Origin of the sequence: Mesorhizobium salmacidum (SeqCode) (assembly GCF_037179605.1) — a bacterium.
Classification (GTDB): domain Bacteria; phylum Pseudomonadota; class Alphaproteobacteria; order Rhizobiales; family Rhizobiaceae; genus Mesorhizobium; species Mesorhizobium salmacidum.
Genome location: NZ_JAPYKS010000015.1, coordinates 63,304 through 89,230, shown reverse-complemented (window position 1 = coordinate 89,230; position 25,927 = coordinate 63,304). Strand labels below are relative to the sequence as shown.

The following is a 25,927-nucleotide window of genomic DNA, read 5'->3' as shown; positions in this document are numbered from 1 at the left end:
GTTCAGCACCGACGCGTTAGAACGCCGGTCATGAAAACGCTTCGCTCCCATTTCCGAACCGCGACCCTGGCGCTTGGTGCCGCTGGGCTGTTTGCGTCGCAGGCAATGGCGATACCGGTGATCGCACCCGACCAGCCCAGCCCGATCGTCCTGGCCGCATCCGACTGCTATGCGATCGGTCAGCAGGTGGCCCAGCAGAATGGCGGAACACTAGCCAAGGCCTCGGCGTCGACGCGTGGCGGCCAGCCGGTCTGCGTTATCGTCGTGCTCGTGCCCGGCAAGGACGGGCAGCGTCCGCGCCGCTCCGAAATCGTCGTTCCACAGAACTGACGCAGTCTTCCCTTCCTACAGGGCTCCGTTTCCCAGGCCGGCGGAATCGGCCTATATCTGAAACCTCAACAGCCATTGGTCCCCGCATGCGCGTACTCGTTGTCGAGGATGACAAGGATCTCAACCGCCAGATTTCGGATGCGCTGGTCGATGCCGGCTATGTCGTCGACCGTGCCTTCGACGGCGAGGAAGGCCATTTCCTCGGCGACACAGAGCCTTACGATGCCGTCGTCCTCGACATCGGCCTGCCGCAGATGGACGGCATCAGCGTGGTCGAGCGCTGGCGTCGCGGCGGCCGCAAGATGCCGGTGCTGATCCTGACCGCGCGTGACCGCTGGAGCGACAAGGTGTCCGGCATCGATGCCGGTGCCGACGATTACGTCACCAAGCCGTTCCACATCGAGGAGGTGCTGGCGCGGGTCAGGGCCCTGATCCGCCGCGCCGCCGGCCACGCCTCGTCGGAACTGACCTGTGGGCCGCTGCGTCTCGACACCAAGGCTTCGAAGGCCGATGTCGCCGGCGTGCCGCTGAAATTGACCTCGCACGAATTCCGGCTGCTTGCCTATCTGATGCACCACATGGGCGAGGTCGTTTCGCGGACCGAACTGGTCGAGCATCTCTACGACCAGGATTTCGATCGCGATTCCAACACCATCGAGGTCTTTGTCGGGCGGCTGCGCAAGAAGATGGGCATCGACATGATCGAAACCGTGCGCGGCATGGGCTACCGCATGCGTGAGCCGGAGGCGTAAGGCGGAACCGCTCGCTACCAACTCAACCGTGGGCAGACGGCTTTCGCTGCGCGCTTGGCCGCGTTCGCTGACGTTCCGCGTCATCGCCTTCTCCACCGTGTGGGCGATCCTGACCCTGGTCGTCATCTTCACCCTGATCACCACGCTCTACCGCCAGGCCAGCGAGCGGGGCTTCGACAGTTTGCTGTCGGCGCATTTGTTCAACCTGATCGGCTCCATCGGCATTTCCGACAGCGGTGCGCTGACCGGTTCCCCCGATCTTGGCGACCTCCGTTTCTCGGAACCGAATTCGGGCTGGTACTGGTCCGTCGAGCCCGCCTCGGAAGGCGTGCATGGCGATCTTCATTCTTCGTCCATGACCCGGACCATACCGTCGCCCGACGTGGCGGATGTTCCCTTCAACGCCAATTTCCAGCGCAGCTATGCCGCGCAAGGCATTGGTGGCGAGGAACTGGTCGTGTTCGAGAGCGAATTCGTTCTCGATGCCAAGAACCGCGCCGCGCGCTTCCGCGTCATGGGCAACAAGACCGAGCTGGAGCAGGAAATAGGAACCTTCCAGCGCCGCTTGCTGACCTATCTCAGCCTGTTCGGCATTGGCATGATCGCCATCAACGCCATCGCCATCCTGCTCGGGCTGCAGCCGCTGCGCAGGGTCCGGAACGCACTTGCCATGGTGCGCGAGGGCACCGCGCAGAGGCTCGACGGCCGCTTCCCGGCCGAGATCGAACCATTAGCCAACGAAACCAACGCGTTGATTGAAAACAACAAACGCATTGTCGAGCGCTCGCGGACGCAGGTCGGCAATCTCGCTCATTCGCTGAAGACACCGCTTGCCGTTCTGCTCAACGAGGGCCGGGCGCTTGGCGGCGCCAAGGGACAGTTGATCGCCGAGCAGGCCGCGTCCATGCAAAAGCAGATCGACCATTATTTGCAGCGCGCCCGCGTCGCGGCGCAGCGCGACAGCGTCGTCTACCGCACGCCGGTGGCACCGCTAGTGCAGCGCATGGTGCGCGTTTTGCAGAAGCTCAACCCGCAGACCAGTCTGTCGCTATCGTTGCCCGCGGCCGAGCTCATCTTTGCCGGCGAACGCGAGGACCTCGAGGAACTTCTTGGCAACCTTCTCGAAAACGCGATGAAGTGGGCAAAGAGCGCGGTGTCGGTTACGGTTGCGCCTTTGGCCAGCAGCGGTGACAACCTGTTCGAGATCAGCATCGACGACGACGGCCCTGGCATTCCCGAAGATAAGGCGCGCGAAGCCATGAAGCGTGGACGCCGCCTGGACGAGACAAAGCCTGGAACGGGTCTGGGCCTCGCCATCGTCGCCGATCTCGTCAACGAATATGGAGGCGGGCTGGTGCTGGAACGGTCCGGCATGGGTGGATTAAAGGCAGTGGTGCGATTGCGGAGCCTTCAGTGACGTTTCCCCAGGCCAATCGACACCGACGGGCGGCCCATGCTATGGCGGCATATCGATTGACCTCGGACTGGCCGGCGGCGGCCAAATTTCCGGCAAATATCAACACTATGGCCACGCCCACTTCTCAGATGATGCTCCCCGCGCATCCATGGCAGGCTCCAACTCAGGAATACCGGTTGTTGGCATGAAGATTCGCGTCGCGCTTGTTTCCGCCTTGCTGGCCGTATCGGGCTGCACCACCTTGAGCGGCAAGGGCCCGACCGTGCCGGCGACACCGGCCTCGACGCCTCCGGCCAGCGGCAAGGTTGTCACCAAGTCCATCATTTCCGCCATGGGCGGTGGTCTCATTGGCGGGTCGATCGGCAATGGCCTGAGCGATACGGAAAAGCGCAGCGCGCTCGAGGCCGAATACAAGGCGCTTGAATATACGACGAGCGGCCAGAAGGTGGCGTGGAAGGGCGATCAGGTGTCGCGCCATGGCGAGGTGGTTCCAGCCCAGCCTTACCGCGTTGGTTCGCAGGATTGCCGCCAGTACACGCAGACGGTATTCACCGGCAGCGCCAGTGTCACGGCGCACGGAACGGCCTGCCGCAATGCCGACGGCAGTTGGACGCCATTGACCTAGCCAACCGGGTCCGGTTGCGATCCGGCCAGTTGATGTCGATCAAGGACATTCGGCGTGCCTGCCGTCAAAGCGTCGCAGGATGCCTGTGTTGGCAGGGCAGGGCTCTGCCGTTATTGGAAGAACCATGCTGTTCTGGGTCATAGCCGCAATTCTCACGCTGGGCGCCAGCCTGGCGGTGCTTTTGCCGCTGGCCGGGGCCTCCAAGGGCGCGCCATCGAGCGGCGATCACGATCTGGAAGTCTATCGCGACCAATTGGCCGAGCTGGACCGCGACGCCGCACGTGGCCTGATCGGGCCCGCTGAAGCGGCCGAGGCGCGCGCCGAGATCGCCCGCCGCATCCTTCGCCTGGGCAACGCGGACATGGCCGGCGAGACGTCCGGCAGGTCGGCATCGGTCACGGCACGACTTGTTGCGACCGTCGCCGTGCTGGCGGTGCCGTTGGTCAGTTGGGGGCTCTACAGCCAGATCGGCTCGCCTGACCTGCCGTCGCAGCCGCTTAGCGACCGACTGGCCAAGAACCCCGCCGACAGTTCGGTCGATGAGCTGGTAGCGCGCGCCGAAGCCCATGTTGCTGCCAATCCTTCCGATGGGAGAGGCTGGGACGTGCTGGCGCCGGTCTATCTGCGCATGCAGCGCTTTGCCGACGCCGCGGCGGCCTACCGCAACGCCATACGCCTCGACGGCGACAGCGCCATCCGCCAGGCCGGCCTCGGCGAGGCGATCGCCGGTGCCGCGGGCGGTATTGTTTCGGCCGATGCCCAGGATGCCTTCGAGGCGGCCTTGAAGCTTGACCCGGCCAATGCGAAAGCCAGCTTCTATCTGGCCATGGCGTTGGCGCAGGAGGGCCGCGGCAAGGAAGCGGCCGCGGCCTGGCAGGCGATGCTTGGTACGCTGCCGCCGGATTCGCCATGGCGCGGCGCCGTCGAACAGGCATTGGCCAAATCCGGCGGCCCCGAAGTCGCTTCCGGCGCGGCCGCGAAAGGCCCCGATGCCGCCGATGTCGACGCGGCATCTTCCATGTCGCCGCAGGACAGGGAAGCCATGATCAACACCATGGTTGCCGGCCTCGACGACAAACTTCGTCAAAATCCGCGCGACCCGGAAGGATGGATGCGGCTGGTTCGTTCCTATGTCGTGCTGGGCAAGACCGATCAGGCACGCGATGCGCTGGGCCGCGCCATTGCGGTCTTTGGGGCCGACAGTGACGAAGCCGGGAAATTCACCGCCTTTGCCGCCTCGCTCGGCTTGACGGCGACGGAGTAGAACTTGACATGACGCGCAAGCAGAAACGATTGTCGGTGATTGTGGGCGGCTTGGCTTTCCTCGCCGCCGCCACCGGCCTGACCTTCTACGCGCTTGGCCAGAAGGCGTCCTATTTCTACATGCCGGCCGATCTGACCTCGGCCAGTGTGCAGCCCGGCCAGCGCATCAGGCTCGGCGGTTTGGTCGAAAAAGGCACTATCCAGCGTGGCCAGGGCGCGACGGTTGCCTTTTCGGTCACCGATACCCACAAATCGGTCAAGGTTACCTATACCGGCATCCTGCCCGATCTTTTCCGCGAAGAGCAGGGTGTCATCACCGAGGGCACCTTCGGCACCGACGGTGTCTTTGTCGCCGACAGCGTGCTGGCCAAGCATGATGAGCGCTACATGCCCAAGGAAGTTGCCGACGGGCTGAAGGCCAAGGGTGTCTGGCAGGAGAGCAAGAGTGAGTAACTCTGGCGGGAGAGCAAGGGTGAGTAGCGGGAATGGTTGAAACCGGACATTTCGCCCTGGTTCTGGCGTTCGCGCTTTCGCTGGTGCAGACCGTCGCGCCGCTGTTTGGCGCGCGGCTGAATAACCAGCGCCTGATGGCAGTCGGCGGTCCGGTCGCGGTGACCGGTTTTGCCCTGACGGCGCTGTCCTTCGCCGCACTTGCGAGCGCTTATGCAAGCTCCGATTTCTCGCTGGCGACCGTCTGGGAGAACTCGCATTCGCTGCAGCCTCTGATCTACAAGATCACCGGAACCTGGGGCAACCATGAGGGCTCGATGCTGCTCTGGGTGCTGATCCTGACCTTCTTCGGCGCGCTTGTCGCCGCTTTCGGCTCCAACCTGCCGGCGACGCTGCGCGCCAACGTGCTTGCGGTACAGGGCGCCATTGGCGCTACTTTCTTCCTGTTCATCCTGGTGACGTCCAATCCTTTCATCCGGCTCAACCCGGCGCCCATCGAAGGCCGCGATCTCAACCCGATCCTGCAGGATCTTGGCCTCGCCATTCATCCGCCGCTGCTTTATCTCGGCTATGTCGGCTTCTCGATCTGCTTCTCCTTCTCGGTCGCGGCCCTTATCGAGGGGCGCATCGATGCCTCCTGGGCGCGCTGGGTGCGGCCATGGACGCTGGTCGCCTGGATGTTCCTGACCGGCGGCATCGCGATGGGATCGTACTGGGCCTATTACGAACTCGGCTGGGGCGGTTTCTGGTTCTGGGATCCGGTCGAAAACGCTTCCTTCATGCCATGGCTGGCGGGCACTGCGCTGCTGCATTCGGCCATCGTCATGGAAAAGCGCTCAGCGTTGAAGATCTGGACGCTGCTGCTTGCCATTTTGACCTTCTCGCTGTCGCTGCTTGGCACCTTCCTGGTGCGTTCGGGCGTCCTGACTTCCGTCCACGCCTTTGCCACCGATCCAACGCGCGGCGTCTTCATCCTATGCATCCTGACGTTGTTCATCGGCGGCTCGCTGGCACTGTTTGCGCTGCGCGCCTCGAAATTGACGGCAGGCGGCCTGTTCCATCCGATTTCGCGCGAAGGGGCGCTCGTCCTCAACAATCTGTTCCTGACCACGGCGACCGCCACCGTGCTGGTCGGCACGCTCTATCCGTTGGCGGTCGAGGCTTTTTCGGCCGACAAGATTTCGGTCGGAGCGCCGTTCTTCAACCTCACCTTCGCCCCGCTCATGGTGCCGCTGCTGGTAATGGTTCCCTTTGGGCCGCTGCTGGCCTGGAAACGCGGCGATGTCTTTGGCGTCGCGCAGCGTCTGATGGTGGCGTTTGCGGCCGCCCTTCTGGCAACGCTGGTCACGGCCTTGTTCATCGACGGCGCTTCGGTGCTTGCCGCGCTTGGCGTCGGCCTTGCCGTCTGGCTGATCCTTGGCGCGCTGACCGACCTCGCCGTCAAGGCGGGGTTAGGCAATGCCGCCGCGCCGATCATGGTCAGGCGCCTGGTTGGTTTGCCGCGCTCGGTCTTCGGGACCGCTTTCGCGCATCTTGGCCTCGGCCTGACCGTGCTCGGCATCGTCGGCACGCTCTGCTTCGGCACGGAGAAGATACTGGCCATGCATGCCGGTGAAATCGTCGAAATCTCCGGCCGCACGGTGCGTTTCGTCGGGCTCTACCCCGCGCAGGGACCGAACTACAGCGAGGATCGCGGCCGCTTCGAGCTGATCGGCGTCAGCGGCAGCCCAATCGGCGAAATCAGCTCCGCCAAGCGTTTCTATCCCGTGCGACAGATGACGACGACGGAGTCCGGCATCAAGACCATCGGCCTCTCCCAGCTCTACCTTTCGCTCGGCGACGAGGGCAAGGACGGCTCGGTCGTGGTGCGTCTGTGGTGGAAGCCGCTGGTGACGCTGATCTGGGGCGGCGGCCTGGTGATGATGGCGGGTGCGGCCATGTCGCTGATGGACAGACGCCTGCGTGTCGGCGCGCCATCGCGCCGTCGCAAGCAGGCGGTGGCGCCGGCGGGCCTGCCATGAGGGCGAGGTTTTCACTGACATCGATTGTCCTGCTGCTGGCGTTGCTCTTCGTCGGCACGGCGCTGGCGGTGAAGCCCGACGAGATGCTGGCCGACACGGCACTCGAGGCGCGGGCGCGGGCGCTGTCGGAAGGCTTGCGCTGCATGGTCTGCCAGAATCAGTCGATCGACGAATCCGACGCCGACCTTGCTCGCGACCTGCGTATCCTGGTGCGACAACGCCTTGTTGCCGGCGATACCGACCAGCAGGTGATGGACTACGTGGTTTCCCGCTACGGCGAGTTCGTGCTGCTGAAGCCGCGCTTCGACCTGCGCAACGCGTTGCTGTGGGGCACGCCGGTTCTGTTGCTGCTGGTGGGAGGCGTATTTATCGCTCTAAGCGCGCGATCGCGCCGGACGCTGGCGACGAAATCCCTGTCAGCCGACGAGCAGGCGACATTGGACGCTATCCTGCACCGCGACTGACAGCCCAGTCGCGCGCTAACATTACCAAAGTTTCATGTGCCGGAAATGGCGTCGTAATGTGCGCCGCTCTAATTCTCGTTTCTTGAGGATGCCGATCAAGGCGCGTCCGTTTGAAAGAGGATAAGAGATCCATGAATATTGCCCCCAATTCATATTCCCTCACCCGCAAGCGTCTTCTGGCTGCCGTCGCGTCCGTCGCTGTCGCCGGCGCGATCGGATTTGGCGCGCTGACCAGTGGAACCAGCCCCGTTCTGGCTGACGCCGTGCGTGTCGAGGCTCCGCAGGTCCCGAGCTTCGCCGATGTCGTTGAGCGCGTTTCGCCAGCCGTGGTCAGTGTCAAGGTCAAGGCCAAGCTGCAACCAACAGCCGATGACGGTTCCGACGATCAGGGCGGTTTCGACAATCTTCCCAACAATCCGCAGCTGCGCCGCTTCTTCAAGGAATTCCGTGGCTTTGGTGACCAGGACCAGGGTGGTCAGAACGAAGGTCACCGCCGCTTTGGCCACCGCGACCGCAACAACGATCAGCCGCGCCCGGTGGCGCAGGGCTCCGGCTTCTTCATTTCCGAAGACGGTTATCTCGTCACCAACAACCACGTCGTCGAAGAAGGCACCGCCTTCACCGTGGTGACCAATGACGGCAAGGAACTCGACGCCAAGCTGGTCGGCACCGATCCGCGCACCGACCTCGCCGTGCTCAAGGTCGACGGCGGTGGCAAATTCACCTATGTCGACTTCGCCGACGATTCCAAGGTTCGCGTCGGCGACTGGGTCGTGGCTGTCGGCAACCCGTTCGGCCTCGGCGGCACCGTTACCGCCGGCATCGTCTCGGCGCGCGGCCGCGATATCGGCGCCGGCCCCTATGACGATTTCCTCCAGATCGACGCCTCGGTCAACCGCGGCAATTCGGGCGGCCCGACCTTCAATCTCAACGGCCAGGTGGTCGGCATCAACACCGCCATCTTCTCGCCCTCGGGCGGCAGCGTCGGCATCGCCTTCGACATTCCTGCCTCGACCGCCAAGCAGGTCGTCGGAGACCTGATGAAGAATGGCGCGGTCCAGCGCGGCTGGCTCGGTGTCGAAATCCAGCCGGTCACCTCCGACATCGCCGAATCGCTCGGTCTGAAGTCCAACAATGGCGCCCTGGTTTCGAGCGCCCAGGATGATGGCCCCGGCAAGAAGGCCGGCATTACCGCAGGTGATGTCATCACCCAGGTCGATGGCAAGGACGTTGCCTCGCCGAAGGAACTCGCCCGCCTGATCGGCGCCTATTCGCCGGGCAAGTCGGTTGACGTCACCGTGTGGCGTGACGGCAAGGGCCAGACAGTCAAGGTCGATCTCGGCAAGCTGCCCGCCAGCGACAAGCAGGCGTCGGGCGACCAGCAGCAGCAACCCGCCGCTCCGGCAAAGCCGGACACGCTGGCCGATCTCGGCCTCACCGTCACCAAGTCCGAAAACGGCAAGGGTCTGGTGGTGACCGACGTCGACCCAGACAGCGCCGCCGCCGATCGCGGCATCCAGCCAGGCGACGTCATCACCGCGGTCAACTCGGCGGAGGTCAACGGCACCGAAGACGTCACCAAGGCCATGGCCGATGCGGTCAAGTCCGGACGCAAGTCGGTGCTGATGCAGATCTCCCGCGACGACAACAACCGCTTCGTCGCGCTGCCGGTGGCCAAGGGCTGAGACGACTTTTCCAATGCGGCGGTTTCAACACCCCCGAGTCGCCGCATGGGAAAGCAAGAAGGAGAGCCCGTTAGTCAGTCATCGCGCTCTTCTTCAGCGGCAGCGGGCTTCCCATCGCCCGCTGCCGCGCCCGCATATGACTGCCCATCACGCCCTCGTGCCCGAAGCCGATTGGTTCGGTGGTTGCGGGTAACGACATGACCGGGAACCGGCATGTCCGGCGTAACGACGCCACGGAACAAAGATTTTATCGCGCGCGCGCTCGATCCTCTTGATCGCGATGTGCTTTGGCAAAGGCTAAAATGCAGATGCCGGCTACTCAACCTTCCAGCGAAATCGCGTATAACGGCCCTATGAAGATTCTCGTCATAGAAGACGATCGCGAGGCTGCGGATTATCTGCAGAAAGCCTTCACGGAAGCGGGTCATACCGCGCATGTCGCGGGTGACGGCGAGACCGGCTTCGCGCTTGCCGATGCGGGTGACTATGACGTGATGGTCATCGATCGGATGATGCCGCGCCGCGACGGCCTATCCGTCATTGCCGCTCTCCGCTCCAGGGGCAACACGACGCCGGTGCTCATCCTGTCGGCGCTGGGCGAGGTCGATGACCGGGTCACCGGCCTGCGCGCCGGCGGCGACGACTATCTCACCAAGCCCTATGCCTTTTCCGAACTTCTGGCGCGCGTCGAGGTGCTGAATCGACGCGCCAGCGCCAAGGAGGCCGAGACCGTCTACCGGGTTGGCGACCTTGAACTCGACAGGCTGTCGCATTCCGTCCGCCGGGCGGCGCGCGAGATCACGCTGCAGCCACGCGAATTCCGTCTGCTCGAATATCTTATGCGCCATGCCGGCCAGGTGGTGACGCGCACCATGCTGCTCGAAAATGTCTGGGATTATCATTTCGATCCGCAGACCAATGTCATCGATGTCCACGTCTCGCGGCTACGCGGCAAGATCGAAAAGGGTTTCGACAAACCCATCCTGCATACGGTTCGTGGCGCCGGCTACATGCTGAAGGGCGGCTAGGCGGCAGCATGGCGCTTTCCGTGCCCGCCATCATGAAGACGACGGCCGCACGGCTTTCGGCGCTGTATCTCCTGCTCTTTGCACTCTGCGCGGTGCTGCTCGTCCTCTATATGACTTCGCTCTCGGCGCGCATGCTGACGGCGCAGACGCAGGAGACCATCAACGACGAAGTGCTCGGCCTTGCCCGCGCCTATCAGCGCGGAGGTCTGCCGGTATTGGTCCGCGTGGTCGAGGCTCGCTCGCGCCAGCCCGGCGCCAACCTCTATCTGATCGCCGATGCCAACGGCCAGATCCTGACAGGCAATGTGCAGAGTCTTGAACCTGGGGTGATCGACACCGAGGGCTGGACGACCGAGCCGTTCTCCTACAAGCGTTTCGGCGAGGGTGAGCTTGATCGCCTGCGCAGCGGAACGTCGGACCAGGCGACGCCTCCTTCGACTGGCGATAATGCGCCGCCGCAGGCCGAAGGCGAAAAGGGTCACAACGCCATTGCCCTGGTGCTGCGGCTGCCGAACCAGATGATCATGCTGGTCGGCCGTGATCTCGGCGAACCGGAGCGGTTCCGTGCCGTCATCCGCCGTTCGCTGGTGCTGGCGCTCGGCATGATGGGGGTGGGCGGCATCCTGATCTGGTTCTTTGTTGGCCGCGCGGCATTGAAGCGTATCGACGGGGTTTCCGAGGCAAGCCGGCGCATTATGGGCGGTGATCTCAGTGGCCGGTTGCCGGTGACCGGCGCCGGCGACGAGTTCGACCGGCTATCGGAAAATCTCAATGTCATGCTGGCCAGGATCTCCACGCTCAACGAAGGCCTGAAGCAGGTATCCGACAACATCGCGCATGACCTGAAGACACCGCTGACTCGGCTGCGCAACCGGGCCGAAGCGACGCTTTCCGGCAAGCAGAAAACATCGGACTATCGGCAGGCGCTGGAAGGCACCATCGCCGAGTCCGACCAGCTGATAAAAACCTTCAGCGCCATCCTGATGATTTCCCGGCTGGAGGCTGGGTATTCTTCCGAGCACACTAGCCGCGTCGATCTGGCGGCGGCCGTGCGTGATGTGGTCGAACTCTACGAGCCCGTGGCCGAGGAGGCTGGCGTTGCGCTGGACGCCGAGGTGAACGATGCTTTTGTCGTTGACGGCAACCGCGAACTGATCGGCCAGGCGCTTTCCAACATCGTCGACAATGCGATCAAGTACTCAACCGATTCCACATCCAAGCCGGCGGTCCGTGTGGCGCTCGAACGCAAGCATGGCGAGATCAGGCTTTCCGTCGCCGACAACGGCCAGGGCATTCCCGACGAAGCCGATCGCGCCCGGGCGACCGAACGATTCGTACGGCTGGAGAAGAGCCGTTCGCAGCCTGGTTCCGGCCTTGGCCTCAGTCTCGCCAAGGCGGTCATGACATTCCATTACGGCCGGCTTGACCTGTTGCCTGGCAATCCGGGACTATCCGTGGTCATGAGTTTCCCCGCGCGGGAGGACCACTGATGGCGGCCGTTGCCAAGCGGAGCAAGACAGACTGGTTGCTGAGCCTGGAAACCCCTCTTGCTCCGCTCGACGAGAGCCGGGCACAGCAGGAACTGTCCGAAATCGCGGACGCAGCGCGCGAAGAAGGGCTGACACGGGCGGCCAAATTCCTGGCCGGCAAGGGGACGGCGCAGGATTTCCTGGCCGCCGTCTTTGACCTTTCGCCGTTTCTGCGCGATACGGCGCGCCGCCGGCCGCAAATCCTGGACGGCCTCTTCGACCTGCCGGTCGAGACCCGCCTGAAGGCGATCACCGCCGCGATCGACCAGGCGCCGCTGGCGGAAATGGTCTCGGAATCCGGCCTGATGATGGAGCTGCGCCGGCATAAGGCCGAGGCGCATTTCCTGATCGCACTCGCCGATCTTTCGGGCGAGGCTGAAACCTCGCTGACTGTAAGGCGGTTGAGCGATCTCGCCGACGCCTGCACCCGCGCGGCCGTCGATTTCCTGCTGCGTGACGCGCATGGCCAGGGCAAGCTCAAACTGCCCGACCTCGACAGTCCGTCGCATCGATCGGGATGGATCCTGCTCGGCATGGGCAAGCTCGGCGCGCATGAGCTGAATTTCTCCTCCGACATCGACCTCGTCGTGTTCTTCGATCCGGAAGCGCCCGCAGTGGTCGATCCACTCGACGCCACCGACCTGTTTTCACGCCTGACGCGGCGGCTGGTGCGCATCCTGCAGGATCGCACCGAGCACGGCTATGTCTTCCGCACCGATCTGAGATTGCGTCCCGATCCCGGCTCGACCCCGCTGGCAATTCCGGTTGAAGCCGCGCTGCGCTACTACGAAGCGCGCGGCCAGAACTGGGAACGCGCCGCGATGATCAAGGCGCGCCCGGTCGCCGGCGATCTCGCGGCGGGCGATGCCTTTCTCAAGGAGCTCCAGCCCTATATCTGGCGCAAATACATGGACTATGCGGCTATTGCCGACGTCCATTCGATCAAGCGCCAGATTCATGCCCATAAGGGTCATGGCGAGATCGCCGTGAAAGGACACAATGTCAAGCTTGGGCGCGGCGGCATCCGCGAGATCGAGTTCTTCGTCCAGACCCAGCAGCTCATCGCCGGCGGCCGCTTCCCGGAGCTGCGCGGCCGCGAAACCGTGCCGATGCTCGGTCAGCTCGCGGCTCGGGGTTGGATCACATCAGATGCGCGTGACGCGCTCGCCCGCCAGTACTGGTTCCTGCGTCGCGTCGAACACGCTATCCAGATGGTGGCCGACGAGCAGACGCACACGCTGCCGGAAGACGATGAAGGGCTGGAGCGCATCGCCCGCATGCTGGGCTTTGCCGACGCGGTCGTGTTTGCCGGGGCGTTCCGTGCCTCGCTGCAGCAGGTCGAGCGCCACTATGCCGCGCTGTTCGAAACAGCACCCGAGCTTTCGGCCGGCATCGGCAACCTGGTCTTCACCGGTGACGTCGACGACCCGGACACGCTGCGGACCTTGCACAGCCTCGGTTTTCAGAGGCCAAGCGATATCTGCCGTGTCATCCGCGGCTGGCATTTCGGGCGCTATCGCGTCACCCGGTCGGCGGAGGCGCGCGAGCGGCTGACGGAACTGACACCGGCACTGCTCAAGGCCTTTGGCCAGACGCGCCGGGCCGATGAGGCGCTGGTCCGTTTCGACGAATTCCTCGCCGGCCTGCCGGCCGGCATCCAATTGTTCTCGTTGTTGCAGTCGAACCCCGCATTGCTCAGGCTGATGGCCACGATCATGGGCGCGGCACCCCGGCTGGCGGCGATCATCACCCGCCGGCCGCATGTCTTCGACGGCTTGCTCGACCCGGCATTGCTGACCGAGCTTCCCGACCGCGTCTATCTCTCGGCGCGGCTGTCGGCCTTCCTCGAAGGCGACAGGGCCTATGAGGACGTGCTCGACCGGCTGCGCATATTTGCTTCCGAGCAGAAATTCCTGATCGGTGTGAGGCTGCTCGCCGGTTCGATCGATCCGGCCCGCGCCGGCCGCGCTTTCTCCGATCTGGCGGACCTGACCATCGCGGCTGCGTTGCAAGCGGTGACCGCAGAATTCGCGGTGCGCCACGGCACGATCGCCGGTGGCGTGGTTTCGCTGCTCGGCATGGGCAAGCTCGGCAGCCGCGAATTGACCGCCGGATCGGATGTCGATCTTATTTTGCTTTACGACCACGATGCGGATGCCGAGGACTCCGACGGTGAAAAACCGCTGGCGCCTTCGCATTACTACACCCGCATGACGCAGCGGCTGATATCGGCTGTATCGGCGCCGACGGCGGAAGGGGTGCTCTACGAGCTCGACCTGCGTTTGCGGCCGTCCGGCAACAAGGGACCGGTCGCCACCCACATCGATGCCTTCAAGAAATACCAGCGCCAGGAGGCTTGGACCTGGGAGCACATGGCCCTGTCGCGGGCGCGGCCGATTGCTGGTGACCCCCGCCTATGCGGCGAGGTCGAGGCGGAAGTTGTCGCGTTGCTCAGCCAGCCGCGCGATGCGGCGAAGGTGAGGGCGGAGGCGTCGGACATGCGTGCCATGATCGAGCAGGAGAAGGCGCCACGCGACCTCTGGGACATCAAGCTGATCCCGGGTGGTCTGATCGATCTCGAATTCATCGCCCAGGTGGCTGTCATCATCAGGCAGGTCGAGGCCGGGCCGCGCGCCACCGGTACGGCCGAGATCCTGTCTCGCCTGACGCCACGTTTCGCCAATGCCGGGATCAGGCAGGACCTTGGCGATGCTTACGCCCTCTATCTGGCGCTGACCCAGATGACGCGGCTGTGCCTTACCGGACCCTTCGAACGTGACGACGTTCCGCCGGGGCTTTCGGATCTGCTTCTGGCGGTCACTGACCTGCCGGATTTCGGTGTGCTGGAGGCACACCTCAAGGAGACGTCGCAAAAGGTCAGGAAGGATTTCGACCTTTTGCTTCGTGCCGGGGGTTCGTGATCAACGAGCGTTCGGCCGCATCGGGGGTGACGATGCAACAGGAGAAAACCATGAGAAAGACAACCAAGCTCGCAATTGCCTTCATCGCCCTGGCCGGAGCTGTCGGCGGCGGCGCCTATGCCGAGAATGTCGACAGCGCAACCATGCGTGAGCGCACCATGATGCGGCTCGACAAGGCGATGAAGGACAACAACGGCACTATCACCTTCGACCAGTTCTCCGATGTCATGGACGCGCGGCTCAAGAAGCTCGTGGCTGACAATGGCGGCAAACTGACTGTCGCTCAACTCGCCGACGCACTGGAGAAGGCGCGCTTCGAACGTATGGCAAGGCGCATCATCGCCCGTTACGACAGCAAGGGCGACGGCACGCTGACATCAGATGACATCAGCGGCCGCGAAAAGAAGCTTTTCGCGATACTCGACAAGAACAATGACGGAAAGATCGAGAACCGCGAGCTGCCGAAGAGCGGGCGCTTTGGCCGTCATCGTCAAGGAGGCGACGACGAAAACGGCATGCAGTGAGGCTGGCTGACGCAGGCTCCGGGCCGTCAGCCGGAGCCTGCCGCTCAGGCCGCGGCTTTGACCGAAGGCGGAGCCTTCTTCACCGGAATGCGCACCGACACGATCGTGCCGACGCCTTCGGTGGAACGGATCTTCAGTGCGCCGCCTTGCAACTCGGCCAGCGAGCGGGAAATGGCAAGGCCAAGTCCGGAGCCGGCATGGTTCTTGGAAAACTGGTTCTGCACCTGCTCGAAGGGGCGCCCGAGCTTGCCAAGCGCTTCCTTCGGGATACCGCAGCCATTGTCCTCGATCGTCAGCACCAGCGCGCCTGAGGTGTTGCGGGCCCTGACCGATATGTGGCCGCCCTGGCCGGTGAATTTCACCGCGTTGGACAGGAGGTTGATGACGATCTGCTTGATCGCCCGGCGATCGGCGAACAGCGTCAGTGCGTCGGCGATACGCGTTTCCACGGTGATCGCCTTCTGCGCCGCCTGCAGCGACACGACACGCACGGTTTCGCTGATCAACGGACCGAGGTCGATCTGTTCCTGGTCCAGCGAGAACTGGCCGGCCTCGATCTTGGACATATCGAGAATGTCATTGATGACGCCGAGCAGGTATTTGCCGCTGCTGTTGATGTCGGTGGCGTACTCCTCGTAGCGCTCCGACCCCAGCGGGCCGAACAACCTTTGTTCCATCAGTTCGGAGAAGCCGATGATGGCATTGAGCGGCGTGCGCAGTTCATGCGACATGTTGGCCAGGAATTCGGATTTGGCCCGGTTCGCCGCTTCGGCGCGCTCGGTTTCCTTCATGTATTTGCGGTTGAGGTCGACCAGTTCGCGCGACCGTTCCTCTTCGGCCCGCCGTGCGAGGCTGAGATCATGGATCGTCGCCATCAGCCGGCGCTCGCTGTCGACCAGCTTTTCCTGATGCAGCTTGATCTGGGTGATGTCGGACCCGACCGAGACGATGCCGCCGTCCCTGGTCCTGAGTTCGTTGACCTGCAGCCAGCGGCCATCGGACAGCTGCCGCTCGAACGTGGCGCCGCCCTGCGGACCATTGGTGTTGGCAAGCCGGCGCTCCGAAGCAAAGGCCAGCATCCGCTCTTCCAGCGACGCGCGCGTCACACCTGGCATCACGTCGCGATCCGAGAGCCCGTTGTCCTGCTGGTATTTGGAATTGCACATGATCAGGTGCTGAGCCGAATCCCACAACACGAAGGATTCATTTATGTTCTCGATCGCGGTCCTGAGGCGAAGATCGGCCGCTTCGGAGCGGAGCGCCAGATGCCGTTGCTCGGTGACGTCGACCGCGATGCCGATCAACTGGATCTCCGGCGCTTCCGGATCCATGACTTGGGCCCGGGCGCGCATCCACACCCACTGGCCATCGGCATGCCGCATCCGGAACACCTGGTCGATGTGATCGATCTCGCGTGCGACGATCCTGTTGGCGAGCTCGAACAGGTCGCCGTCCTCGGGATGAATGATCTCGTCGACCTCGCCAAACGATAGCATCGTCTCGCAGGGTTCGTAGCCGAGCATGTCGTACATCGAGCGTGACCAGTACATCTTGCCGCGCACCATGTCCCAGTCCCACAGGCCGCAGCGGCCGCGAACCAGCGCCATGTCGATACGCTGATGCGCTTCGAGATAGATGCGGTCGGCAGCCTGCGCGCGCGCCGCCTGTCCGAAATAGGCATAGAGGATGATGATCAGCACGCCGGCCGTCAGCACGAACAGGGTGACGTTGAGCGAGACGGTCTTGCGCCACGTGTCGAAGACCGCTTCCTGCGGCACCAGAGCCGCGGCGGCTCCCTTCCTGTCCTTGGACAGGCTGACCGCCGCATACCAGTCCTCACCGCCGATGTTGACCTCCATGACACCGGCCCGATCGCCGAACATGAACAGGGGTTGGCAGCCCTGGACGAGGCCGTCGAGCGAATGGCCTTGCCAAGGCACGGAACGTGGTGTCACCGCGGTGATCCTGAAGGCACTGTCGGTGATGACGAGCACATGGCTGCGGCCCATCGCGCCTTGGCGGCTGGTGGTCTCCAGCAGGTCCTGGGTGGCGCCCGGCAGCGTGTCCGATGTCGTGGCGAGCGAGCTGGCGAGCTGCGCGGCGCCCAGCGTCAGGATCGCCTTGGCATCGCGCTCGATGTCGTCGCGCTCGTTCATGAGCGAGAGCACGCGCAGCGCCGCGATGACGAGGAGGAAGATGACGATGAGGGCTGGTATCGACCGGCGCAAAAGCGGTTCAGCCGCCAGAAGACGCTTGTAGGCTGGTTCGGCGATGAGCCGCGTATTCCCGGCAAGGCCGTCGCTGCGCGTCTCGCGACGCGCAAAAGCCATCCCTCCGGGCGCGCCCCACGCGTCCGCCTTCGCCATAAATGGCACTCCCCGATTTCCAGTATGCCGCATTTCTATGTGCTGGTGATCCGGCAACACCGCACTTCCGAATCGCCATTAAAGAATCAAAGGTGATTCGCCTTGTCCAGTGCTCGGGCGAAAAAAGATTAAAAATCGACTAAATAGTGAGCTTTTGAAAGGTGCGGCGGCTCAGCCTTCTCCCGCACGAGGACGCCTATGCCAGCGTGCGCTCGACGATATCGCGCAGGTCCGCCGACAGGTTTTCGGTGTTGGCGATCGAAACCAGTGCTTCCCTGGCCTTGGCTTGCCGGCCCGGTTCGAGCGAACGCCAGGACCTGAGCGCCGTCGCCAGCCTAGCCGCCACTTGCGGGTTGCGCTTTTCGACCTCGAGCACCGTCTGCGCTAAGAAACGGTAACCTTCGCCGTCGGGGCGATGGAAGCCGGTCTGGTTGGCGCTTGAGAATGTGCCGATCAGCGAGCGCACCCGGTTCGGGTTGCCCATCGAAAACCCCGGATGAGCGGTCAGGGACCGAACCGTGTCGACAGCCTGCGGCCCCGGCACGCTGGCCTGGATCTGGAACCATTTGTCCATGACCAGCGGGTCGGATGCATATGTCTTTTCGAAAGCCGCCAGCGCCTTTTTCGCCTCTGACGATCCGTGGTGACGATGCGCGAGAACGGCCAATGCGGCCGCGCGGTCGGTCATGTTGGTCGCGGACTGGAAATGCCCGGCCGCCAATGCCGCTCCACCAGGCAGCAGCGAGAGATAATCCAGCAGAATGTTGCGCAAGGCGCGTCGTCCCGCGCTCGCCGCGTCGGGGCTGAAGGCGTTCTTGTCGGCAAGGCTGTCGTAGAGGCCGGAAAATGCCTCGCCATTGGCCGTTCCGATCGCCAGCGCAAGCGCGTGGCGGGCGGTATGGACGGCGTCGGGATCGATGTTCTTGCCGATGTCACGCGCGATGTCGGCGTCGCCAGGCAGCGCCAGGGCAAGGGCCCGATAGGCCGGCTCGAGTGTCTCGTCACTGGCGATGACGCCGGCAAGGTCGGTCAGCCGTGGGGCGAAGTCCGGCTGTTTGCCGCCGAGGATCTGGCGGAAGGCAGCGATCAGCGCATCGGTGAGCAGCGTGTTGAAGGCCTGCCAGCGCGAGAAGGCGTCGCTGTCATGGCGGGCGAGGAAGAACTGGTCGGCGGCCTTCTGCTCGACCGACAGCGTCACCGGCGCCGAAAAGCCGCGGTTGAGCGACACCGCCGGTCGTTCGGCGACGCCGGAAAAACGCACCATGTGACGGCGCTTGCGGATATGGATGACGCCGCCCTCGACGCTGGCACCCTCGACGCGGTCATATTCCACCGGCTTGCCGCCGGCGCCGATCAGGCCGAAGGCGAGCGGGATATGCATCAGCCGCTTGCGGCTTTCCGACGGTGTCGGCGGCACCGACTGCTCGATCTCGAGCGTGAATTCCTGTGCGGCCGGATTGTGCGTCGAACTCACCGTCAGGTTGGGTGTACCTGCCTGGTGATACCAGAGCGCGAATTGCGAAAGGTCGCGGCCGGACGCCTCCTCGAACACTTTGATGAAGTCCTCGATGGTCGCGGCTTCGCCGTCGTGGCGTTCGAAATAGAGGTCCATGCCGGCGCGAAAGACCTCGGCGCCGAGAATGGTGCGGATCATGCGCACCACTTCGGAGCCTTTTTCGTAGACCGTCGCCGTATAGAAATTGTTGATCTCGCGGTAGCGGCGCGGCCGCACCGGGTGCGCCAGCGGTCCCTGGTCCTCGGGAAACTGGTGGGCACGCAGCGTGCGCACTTCGGCGATGCGCTTGACCGCGCGCGAGCGCTGGTCGGCGGAGAATTCATGATCGCGGAAGACCGTCAGGCCTTCCTTCAGGCAAAGCTGGAACCAGTCGCGGCAAGTGATTCTGTTGCCTGTCCAATTGTGGAAATACTCATGCGCGATGATCGCCTCTATATTGGCGAAATCGGCGTCCGTCGCCGTCTCCTGGTCGGCCAGCACGTATTTGTCGTTGAAGATGTTGAGGCCCTTGTTCTCCATCGCGCCCATGTTGAAGTCCGACACGGCGACGATGTTGAAGACGTCGAGGTCGTACTCGCGGCCAAACGCCTCCTCGTCCCATTGCATGGACCGCTTCAGCGCGTCCATCGCGTAGCCGGCGAGCGCATCCTTGCCGGGCTCGACATAGATGCCGAGCTCGACCTTGCGCCCGGACATGGTCACGAAACTGTCGGCGACCTGACCGAGATTCCCGGCCACCAGCGCGAACAGGTAGGACGGCTTGGGGAAGGGGTCGTGCCAGCTGGCGTAGTGCCAGCCATCGGCGAGATCGCCGTTCTCGACCGGATTGCCGTTGGACAGGAGCAGCGGCGCCTCGTCGCGCGACGCTTCGATCCGCACCGTGTAGACGGACAGGATATCGGGGCGATCCAGGAAGTAGGTGATGCGGCGAAAACCCTCCGCCTCGCACTGCGTGCAGTAGACGTTGTTTGAGCGGTAAAGGCCCATAAGAGCCTCATTGCTGGCCGGCGCCAGTTCGGTTTCGATCCGCAGTTGGAAACGACGTGCGGCCGGCGGCTTGAGCAGGGTCAGTTGGTCCGGGCTCGCCAGCAGATCAGCCGGTCTCACCGTCTTGCCGTCGATCTCGACGCGCTTGAGCGTCAACCCATCGCCGTCGAGCACCAGCGGAGCCGATTTCGATATCCCCTCGCGGCGCTCTACGGTCAGTATCGCGGTGACGACCGTGGCCTGTGGCGAAAGACGGAAGTCAAGGTTGGTTTCCGGAATGAGGTAGTCGCTGGGGCGATAGTCCTCGAGTTTGAAGACCTGGCCTGTGTCGGTGCGCATTCCCTGGCTTTTCCTGTCTTTTCCGGGGACCGGACATGTTTTGGCTGGTCCAAAAAATTCAAAGTCCGCGCTCTTTACACGAAACACACCCTCGACAAAACTGCGGCAGAGCCTAATTCAGGCCTTCCTTTCATCATCGCGAGGGCAGTCATGACCGCCGTCACACCGAAAAACGGGATGGGCGCTTTCGTTCGGCGCGCCGACAATTTCCCGTTCTGCCGTTTCGAAACCCGCAACGTGCCCTCGGCGGCGGGCAGAGACGCATTGCCAAAGTGACATCAGGGGCGGAGGCGCAACCAGAAACCACCGGCGGCCACGATACGCTCAGAGGCATCGTGCTGAAGATCGTCTCTGTGGCGGTTTTTGTCGGCATGCAAACCTGTATCAAGGCGGCGGGCGACGTGCCTGCCGGGCAGATCGTCTTCTTCCGTTCCTTCTTCGCCATCTTCCCGATCATTGCCTTCCTGGCATTGAAAGGACATCTGGCCACGGCGTTCGTCACGAAACGTCCCTTCAACCACGTCGCGCGTGGCGTCGTCGGCGTCGGTGCCATGGGGCTCGGCTTTTTCGCGCTCACCAGGTTGCCGTTGCCGGAGGCGATCACCCTGAACTATGCACAGCCGCTGCTGGTCGTGGTGTTCTCCTCGGTGTTCCTTGGCGAGACGATCCGTGTTTATCGCTGGAGTGCCGTCGCGATCGGCCTCATTGGCGTGCTCATCATTTCCTGGCCGGAACTGACGCTGCTCAATTCGGATCAAGGGCTGAACGACCAGGAGGTCCTGGGCGTCATGGCCGCGCTGGCGGCCGCGGCAATCTCGGCTGTCGCCATGTTGCTCGTGCGCAATCTCGTCCAGACAGAGAAGACGGCCACCATCGTGCTGTGGTTCTCGTCAACGGCGAGCGTGCTCTCGCTGCTGACGCTGCCCATCGGCTGGCAATCGCTGACGCCGGCGCAAGCAGCACTGCTCATCATGGCCGGCTTTTGCGGCGGCCTCGGCCAGATTCTGATGACCGCGGCCTATCGCCATGCCGAAGCCTCGGTCGTGGCGCCTTTCGAATACACTTCGATGATCCTTGGTGTCGTCGTCGGCTATTTCGTTTTCGGTGACGTGACCTCGTCCGGCACGCTGGTCGGTGGTGTGATCGTGGTGGCCGCCGGCATCTTCATCATCTGGCGCGAACGGCAACTGGGTCTGGAACGCACCCGCACCCGCAAGGCGGCCCTGCCGCAGGGGTGATCACGACCGTTCCGTCCGCTCTTTCGCCAACCGCACCAGCACCGCTCTTGTCTGTTCGTCGGCCGGGAAGAACGACTCGATCGCCAGTTCCGAAAGCGTCACATCCAGCGGCGTGCCGAACACGGTAATGGTGCTGATGAAGGAAAGCACCGTGTCGCCATGGGCAAGCCTGAGCGGGTGCACGATGGCATTCGGCTCGACCGGCGCCGGCCGGCTGCCCTTCAGGCCGGAGGGGTAGCCGCGAAGCTCTTGCTCCAATGCGATCAGCTCCGGGTCGCCGGCGGCATCGTTCTGATGCTTCAGCCGTTCGAGCAGGTGGATGCGCCATTCCTGGAGATTCACGATACGCGGCGCGACACCACCCGGGTGCAGGCTGAGCCGCAGCACATTGACGGGTGGCTGGAGCAATGAAGGCTCGGAAACATCGGCCAGGAATGGCCCGATTGCCGCGTTGGCCTTAACCAGGTTCCAGTGCCGGTCCACCGCCAATGCCGGAAACGGCTCATGCCCCTTGAGCACCATCTCGACCGCCGCCATCGCTGGTGCCAGCGTCCTATCGGTGAGCGGCCGTTCGCTGAAGCTCGGCGCGAAGCCCGCGGCCAGCAGCAATTGATTGCGTTGCCGCAGTGGGATCGCAAGCTGCTCGGCCAGATGCAGCACCATGTCGCGCGAAGGTGCGGCGCGGCCGCTTTCGACGAAAGAGAGATGCCGTTGCGAAATTTCGGCTTCCATGGCGAGGTCGAGCTGGCTCATGCGGCGGCGCGTGCGCCATTCGCGTATGAGACTGCCGGCGGAGGTTTGAGGCGTTGTCATGGGAGAATGGTTAAGCCGCAGGCCAAAGCATTTCAATTACCTGCGAGGTCATCGCTAGGAGAGCGCCCGCAGCTTCGCCTTCACCTCGAGAAAATCCCGCCACGCGAGCTTCTTGTGTGCGGGCGTCCGCAAGAGATAGGCCGGATGCAGCGTCGGCATCGCCGGAATGGCAATGCCGGACGCCGTGGTGTGGAGGCGCCAGTTGCCGCGCAGCCGCAGGATTCCTTCCGAGGTGTTGAGCAAGGTCTTGGCCGACGGACCGCCGAGATTGATCAGCACCTTGGGATTGACCAGCTCGATCTGACGCTCGATGAACGGCCGGCAGATCTCGGTCTCGTGCGGCGTCGGCGTGCGGTTGCCGGGCGGCCGCCAGGGAATGACATTGGCGATGTAGACCGAGCCTCGGTCGAGGCCGATCGCGGCCAGCATGCGGTCGAGCAGGCGGCCCGAGCGGCCGACGAAGGGCAATCCTTCAATATCCTCGTCGCGGCCGGGGGCTTCACCGACCAGCATGACAGCGGCTTGCGGGTTGCCATCGGCGAATACCAGGTTCTTGGCGGTGGCCTTGAGATTGCAGCCCTCGAAAGCGGCCATGTGCTGGCGCAGCTCGTCCAGGGATACCGCCGCGGTCGCCAGTTGGCGTGCCAGCACCGCCTGCGCCTCGTCGGGCACGGCCGAGGTCGGCGGGCGCGGGGCCGGAGCATCCGGCACGGCGCGCCCATCGAGCCGCGGCGGAGCCACGGGCGGCTGCTCTGGTGCGCTGCTTTCGCGTGGCGTCGCCGTCGGCATGCGCTCCGCCGGCTTCGGCGCGGCCTCCGCGAACCGGTTTACCGGCGCATCCTCCAAAGCCTCGTCAACACCCGCGCTGGCATAGAAGGCGAGCAGATCGGCGAAATCGACCGGATGATTGGGAGAGGCGGCAGTCATGGCCGCACCATCGTCTGGGCGGCGCCAATTTGCAACCTCGGGAAGGCCGTGGCGGCAGCCAATCCCGCTGCCAAGGCGACGTCGCGGTCTAGCCGGTGGGTATGCGTGGATCCTGCACGAGATAGAAGGTCCAACGCGGCGTGTAGTCGGTCATCAGGAATTCGAAGCGGGCGGTCTTCAGCGGATCGACCTTGCCGTTCTTGAACAGCAGCCGATCATAGGGTTCGAACTCGCGATCGAAATCGGCGAAATTGCTCGACCAGATATTGTCAGGTGTCTTGTTGCGCTGGTCGAACGAAAGCCCGTCTCCGAACACGCTTGGCTGGTCCAGTATTTCCTGCAGCTCGAACTGGAATTCAATCCAGCCCTGGCCGCTGTTGTTGAGCACGTCTATGCGCATATACATGATGCCGTTGGCGAACTCACCCGCCTTGCCGAATGTCTGGATCGGCTTTGTGGTGCGGATGGTCAGCGTCGCGGGTGTCGCCGAATTCAGCTCTTCGGTGATGACAAGCGGATCGTCCTTGGTTCCGATGCCGGAGGCCCCGGTGATGCGGAAACCGCCAAGCTCGTCGGAGAATGAGTACGCGCCTGTCGACCAGACCTTCACTTCACCGGCGACGGCATGACCCGGCGCCAAAACCAGAAGGGCCAAAGTAATCGCCCGGCAGGCCCGGCCGGGCGTTGATGGAAAGCGCGTCGAAGAGAAGCCGCCTGGCCCGGGAATGCGCATGGCGGGAAGTATGGCCGATAAGCAAGCCGTCGAACAATAAAAAACGCAAGTTTGGCGGGTCGCGCCGCGCGGAAGCGGCTTGCCTGCCGCGGAATGCGCGACTTTTTGGCCAAATCCGCATTGTCACGTATGCGCCGGTTTCCTGTCGCCAAATGATGCGCTATGCAGCGCAAGAGCCAGCAAGATACGCCAACGGCGGCAAGCCAGTGCGGAGGGGTTGATGAGCGATATCGAACGCGAAAGCATGGAATTCGACGTGGTCATCGTCGGTGCCGGACCGGCCGGCCTTGCCGCGGCCATCCGCCTCAAGCAGGTCAATCCCGAGCTCTCGGTCGTCGTGCTGGAAAAGGGCGGCGAGGTCGGCGCCCATATCCTATCGGGTGCCGTCGTCGATCCGATCGGCATCGACCGGCTATTGCCCGGATGGCGCGAGGAGGATGGTCATCCCTTCAAGACGCCGGTCACGGCGGACCATTTCCTTGTGCTCGGCCCCGCCGGCTCGTTCCGCCTGCCCAACATCCTCATGCCGCCGCTGATGAACAACCACGGCAACTATATCGTCTCGCTGGGGAACGTCTGCCGTTGGCTGGCCGACAAGGCCGAAGCGCTTGGCGTCGAGATCTATCCAGGCTTTGCCGCGACCGGCCTGCTCTACAATGAAGAAGGTGCCGTCACCGGCGTCGTTACCGGAGACATGGGTGTCGAGAAGGACGGCACGCACGGTCCGGGCTTCGCGCCGGGCATGGCGCTGATGGGCAAGTACGTGCTGATCGGCGAGGGCGCGCGCGGTTCGCTCGCCAAGCAGTTGATCGCCAGATACAAACTCTCCGATGGCCGCGAGCCGGGCAAATACGGCATCGGCCTCAAGGAACTCTGGCAGGTCAAGCCGGAGAACCATCGGCCCGGTCTGGTGCAGCATTCCTTCGGCTGGCCGCTCGACATGAAGACCGGAGGCGGTTCGTTCCTCTATCATCTGGAGGACAACCAGGTGGCTGTCGGCTTCGTCCTCCACCTCAATTACAAAAATCCTTATCTGTCACCCTTCGAGGAATTCCAGCGCTTCAAGACCCATCCGGCGATCGCAGGCACGTTCGAGGGCGCCAAGCGCCTGGGCTACGGTGCGCGCGCCATAACGGAGGGTGGTTGGCAGTCGGTGCCGAAATTGTCGTTCCCGGGCGGCGCGCTGATGGGATGCGCGGCGGGCTTCGTCAATGTGCCGCGCATCAAGGGTTCGCACAATGCCGTGCTGTCCGGCATGCTGGCGGCCGATTATGTCGCCGAGGCGATCGGCGCCGGCCGTGCCAATGACGAGCTTTCCGCCTACGAAGAGGCCTGGCGCGCGACCGACATCGGCAAGGACCTGAAGAAGGTGCGCAACGTCAAGCCGCTATGGTCGCGCTTCGGCACTGTCATAGGCGTCAGCCTCGGCGGCCTCGATATGTGGCTGAACGCGCTGTTCGGCGTCTCGCCCTTCGGCACGCTGAAGCATGGCAAGGCCGACTATGCCACGCTCGAGCCTGCCGCCCAGCACAAGAAGATCGCTTATCCGAAGCCGGATGGCGTGCTCACCTTCGACCGCCTCTCCTCGGTGTTCCTGTCCAATACCAATCACGAGGAAAACGAGCCGGTGCACCTCATCGTCGGCGACATGGCGCTGCAGCAACGCTCCGAGCACGATGTCTTTGCCGGACCTTCCACGCGCTATTGTCCGGCGGGCGTCTATGAGTGGGTGGACAAGGATGGCAACGCCGCCGCCGATCCGCAGGCCAAGGACGTGCGCTTCGTCATCAATGCGCAGAACTGCGTCCACTGCAAGACCTGCGACATCAAGGACCCGAACCAGAACATCAACTGGGTGCCGCCGCAGGGCGGTGAAGGACCGGTCTACCAGGGTATGTGAGCGGCGGCGGACCTCGTCTGTCGCCGCAGGGGCGGCCGTTTCACCCAAGCCCGTTGAAGCGCCGCTCGGAGTATGGTCTCATGGCTTCCGGAGAGGAGG

General features: G+C 63.6%; 21 protein-coding genes. 15 read left to right on the top strand and 6 right to left on the bottom strand.

The genetic code is table 11. The annotated features are described in order from the left end of the window. Positions 1–30 precede the first annotated feature (30 nt). From O7A60_RS20505 to O7A60_RS20465, 9 genes are all read left to right on the top strand, one after another. Entirely contained in the window at positions 31–330 is a 300-nt protein-coding gene (locus tag O7A60_RS20505; RefSeq protein ID WP_027143934.1) for a hypothetical protein, read from the top strand. An 86-nt stretch (positions 331–416) separates the two neighbouring features. Beyond that, a complete protein-coding gene (locus tag O7A60_RS20500) occupies positions 417–1,082 on the top strand; it encodes a response regulator transcription factor (protein ID WP_027143933.1) in 666 nt (221 codons plus the stop codon). Between the two features lie 28 nt (positions 1,083–1,110). Beyond that, positions 1,111–2,499: an ATP-binding protein gene (locus tag O7A60_RS20495; protein ID WP_337107770.1), complete on the top strand. Its 1,389-nt coding sequence runs from the start codon at positions 1,111–1,113 to the stop codon at positions 2,497–2,499. A gap of 184 nt (positions 2,500–2,683) precedes the next feature. Beyond that, positions 2,684–3,124 (top strand): hypothetical protein, encoded by a 441-nt coding sequence (locus O7A60_RS20490; RefSeq protein ID WP_337107769.1) that lies wholly within the window; start codon positions 2,684–2,686, stop codon positions 3,122–3,124. Positions 3,125–3,248: 124 nt separating this feature from the next. Beyond that, the gene (gene ccmI, locus O7A60_RS20485; protein ID WP_337107768.1) at positions 3,249–4,388 is read left to right on the top strand and encodes a c-type cytochrome biogenesis protein CcmI; all 1,140 of its coding nucleotides are present in this window, start codon (positions 3,249–3,251) and stop codon (positions 4,386–4,388) included. A gap of 8 nt (positions 4,389–4,396) precedes the next feature. Then, entirely contained in the window at positions 4,397–4,840 is a 444-nt protein-coding gene (gene ccmE, locus O7A60_RS20480) for a cytochrome c maturation protein CcmE (RefSeq protein ID WP_140506064.1), read from the top strand. 32 nt (positions 4,841–4,872) lie between these two features. Then, positions 4,873–6,858, top strand: a complete 1,986-nt coding sequence (locus O7A60_RS20475; protein ID WP_337107767.1) for a heme lyase CcmF/NrfE family subunit — start codon at positions 4,873–4,875, stop codon at positions 6,856–6,858. Then, positions 6,855–7,322 carry a cytochrome c-type biogenesis protein gene (locus tag O7A60_RS20470; RefSeq protein WP_027143927.1) on the top strand — a complete coding sequence of 156 codons (468 nt, stop codon included), beginning with the start codon at positions 6,855–6,857 and terminating at the stop codon, positions 7,320–7,322. Before O7A60_RS20475 ends, O7A60_RS20470 begins: the two co-directional genes overlap by 4 nt. 131 nt (positions 7,323–7,453) lie before the next feature. Next, positions 7,454–9,007: a Do family serine endopeptidase gene (locus O7A60_RS20465; protein ID WP_337107766.1), complete on the top strand. Its 1,554-nt coding sequence runs from the start codon at positions 7,454–7,456 to the stop codon at positions 9,005–9,007. Positions 9,008–9,077: 70 nt separating this feature from the next. Here the strand turns inward: O7A60_RS20465 and O7A60_RS20460 are convergent, their stop codons facing one another. Further along, a complete protein-coding gene (locus tag O7A60_RS20460; RefSeq protein ID WP_337107765.1) occupies positions 9,078–9,206 on the bottom strand; it encodes a hypothetical protein in 129 nt (42 codons plus the stop codon). Positions 9,207–9,360: 154 nt separating this feature from the next. Between O7A60_RS20460 and O7A60_RS20455 the strand changes: the two genes are divergently transcribed. From O7A60_RS20455 to O7A60_RS20440, 4 genes are read left to right on the top strand one after another with little or no spacing between them, the layout of a single operon-like run. Next, complete coding sequence (locus O7A60_RS20455; protein ID WP_023771592.1) at positions 9,361–10,035, top strand: response regulator transcription factor; 675 nt, start codon at positions 9,361–9,363, stop codon at positions 10,033–10,035. Positions 10,036–10,043: 8 nt separating this feature from the next. Continuing rightward, positions 10,044–11,525 (top strand): sensor histidine kinase, encoded by a 1,482-nt coding sequence (locus O7A60_RS20450; protein ID WP_337107764.1) that lies wholly within the window; start codon positions 10,044–10,046, stop codon positions 11,523–11,525. Continuing rightward, on the top strand, positions 11,525–14,485 hold the full coding sequence (locus O7A60_RS20445; RefSeq protein WP_337107763.1) for a bifunctional [glutamine synthetase] adenylyltransferase/[glutamine synthetase]-adenylyl-L-tyrosine phosphorylase: 2,961 nt from the start codon (positions 11,525–11,527) through the stop codon (positions 14,483–14,485). Before O7A60_RS20450 ends, O7A60_RS20445 begins: the two co-directional genes overlap by 1 nt. A gap of 50 nt (positions 14,486–14,535) precedes the next feature. Next, a complete protein-coding gene (locus O7A60_RS20440) occupies positions 14,536–15,009 on the top strand; it encodes an EF-hand domain-containing protein (protein WP_140506054.1) in 474 nt (157 codons plus the stop codon). Between the two features lie 44 nt (positions 15,010–15,053). Here the strand turns inward: O7A60_RS20440 and O7A60_RS20435 are convergent, their stop codons facing one another. Together O7A60_RS20435 and pepN are read right to left on the bottom strand one after the other, a co-directional pair. Next, entirely contained in the window at positions 15,054–17,375 is a 2,322-nt protein-coding gene (locus tag O7A60_RS20435) for a PAS domain-containing sensor histidine kinase (protein ID WP_337107762.1), read from the bottom strand. A gap of 196 nt (positions 17,376–17,571) precedes the next feature. After that, the gene (pepN, locus tag O7A60_RS20430; RefSeq protein WP_337107761.1) at positions 17,572–20,217 is read right to left on the bottom strand and encodes an aminopeptidase N; all 2,646 of its coding nucleotides are present in this window, start codon (positions 20,215–20,217) and stop codon (positions 17,572–17,574) included. 272 nt (positions 20,218–20,489) lie between these two features. Between pepN and O7A60_RS20425 the strand changes: the two genes are divergently transcribed. Next, a complete protein-coding gene (locus O7A60_RS20425; RefSeq protein ID WP_337107760.1) occupies positions 20,490–21,455 on the top strand; it encodes a DMT family transporter in 966 nt (321 codons plus the stop codon). On the opposite strand, the gene O7A60_RS20420 is transcribed toward O7A60_RS20425, so the two are convergent. The 3 genes from O7A60_RS20420 to O7A60_RS20410 form a co-directional block, all read right to left on the bottom strand. Then, positions 21,456–22,268, bottom strand: a complete 813-nt coding sequence (locus O7A60_RS20420; protein WP_337107759.1) for a helix-turn-helix domain-containing protein — start codon at positions 22,266–22,268, stop codon at positions 21,456–21,458. A gap of 54 nt (positions 22,269–22,322) precedes the next feature. Beyond that, entirely contained in the window at positions 22,323–23,195 is an 873-nt protein-coding gene (locus tag O7A60_RS20415) for a uracil-DNA glycosylase (RefSeq protein ID WP_337107758.1), read from the bottom strand. Positions 23,196–23,283: 88 nt separating this feature from the next. After that, positions 23,284–23,928 carry a hypothetical protein gene (locus tag O7A60_RS20410; RefSeq protein WP_337107757.1) on the bottom strand — a complete coding sequence of 215 codons (645 nt, stop codon included), beginning with the start codon at positions 23,926–23,928 and terminating at the stop codon, positions 23,284–23,286. 220 nt (positions 23,929–24,148) lie between these two features. On the opposite strand from O7A60_RS20410, the gene O7A60_RS20405 reads away from it, so the two are divergent. Next, positions 24,149–25,828 carry an electron transfer flavoprotein-ubiquinone oxidoreductase gene (locus O7A60_RS20405; protein WP_337107756.1) on the top strand — a complete coding sequence of 560 codons (1,680 nt, stop codon included), beginning with the start codon at positions 24,149–24,151 and terminating at the stop codon, positions 25,826–25,828. Positions 25,829–25,927 lie beyond the last annotated feature (99 nt).

Coding starts and splice junctions, on each gene's coding strand:
- O7A60_RS20505 (WP_027143934.1), top strand. CDS start 31: ATGAAAACGCTTCGCTCCCATTTCCGAACCGCGACCCTGGCGCTTGGT.
- O7A60_RS20500 (WP_027143933.1), top strand. CDS start 417: ATGCGCGTACTCGTTGTCGAGGATGACAAGGATCTCAACCGCCAGATT.
- O7A60_RS20490 (WP_337107769.1), top strand. CDS start 2,684: ATGAAGATTCGCGTCGCGCTTGTTTCCGCCTTGCTGGCCGTATCGGGC.
- ccmI (WP_337107768.1), top strand. CDS start 3,249: ATGCTGTTCTGGGTCATAGCCGCAATTCTCACGCTGGGCGCCAGCCTG.
- ccmE (WP_140506064.1), top strand. CDS start 4,397: ATGACGCGCAAGCAGAAACGATTGTCGGTGATTGTGGGCGGCTTGGCT.
- O7A60_RS20475 (WP_337107767.1), top strand. CDS start 4,873: ATGGTTGAAACCGGACATTTCGCCCTGGTTCTGGCGTTCGCGCTTTCG.
- O7A60_RS20470 (WP_027143927.1), top strand. CDS start 6,855: ATGAGGGCGAGGTTTTCACTGACATCGATTGTCCTGCTGCTGGCGTTG.
- O7A60_RS20465 (WP_337107766.1), top strand. CDS start 7,454: ATGAATATTGCCCCCAATTCATATTCCCTCACCCGCAAGCGTCTTCTG.
- O7A60_RS20460 (WP_337107765.1), bottom strand. CDS start 9,206: ATGTCGTTACCCGCAACCACCGAACCAATCGGCTTCGGGCACGAGGGC.
- O7A60_RS20455 (WP_023771592.1), top strand. CDS start 9,361: ATGAAGATTCTCGTCATAGAAGACGATCGCGAGGCTGCGGATTATCTG.
- O7A60_RS20450 (WP_337107764.1), top strand. CDS start 10,044: ATGGCGCTTTCCGTGCCCGCCATCATGAAGACGACGGCCGCACGGCTT.
- O7A60_RS20445 (WP_337107763.1), top strand. CDS start 11,525: ATGGCGGCCGTTGCCAAGCGGAGCAAGACAGACTGGTTGCTGAGCCTG.
- O7A60_RS20440 (WP_140506054.1), top strand. CDS start 14,536: ATGAGAAAGACAACCAAGCTCGCAATTGCCTTCATCGCCCTGGCCGGA.
- O7A60_RS20435 (WP_337107762.1), bottom strand. CDS start 17,375: ATGGCGAAGGCGGACGCGTGGGGCGCGCCCGGAGGGATGGCTTTTGCG.
- pepN (WP_337107761.1), bottom strand. CDS start 20,217: ATGCGCACCGACACAGGCCAGGTCTTCAAACTCGAGGACTATCGCCCC.
- O7A60_RS20420 (WP_337107759.1), bottom strand. CDS start 22,268: ATGACAACGCCTCAAACCTCCGCCGGCAGTCTCATACGCGAATGGCGC.
- O7A60_RS20415 (WP_337107758.1), bottom strand. CDS start 23,195: ATGACTGCCGCCTCTCCCAATCATCCGGTCGATTTCGCCGATCTGCTC.
- O7A60_RS20410 (WP_337107757.1), bottom strand. CDS start 23,928: ATGCGCATTCCCGGGCCAGGCGGCTTCTCTTCGACGCGCTTTCCATCA.
- O7A60_RS20405 (WP_337107756.1), top strand. CDS start 24,149: ATGAGCGATATCGAACGCGAAAGCATGGAATTCGACGTGGTCATCGTC.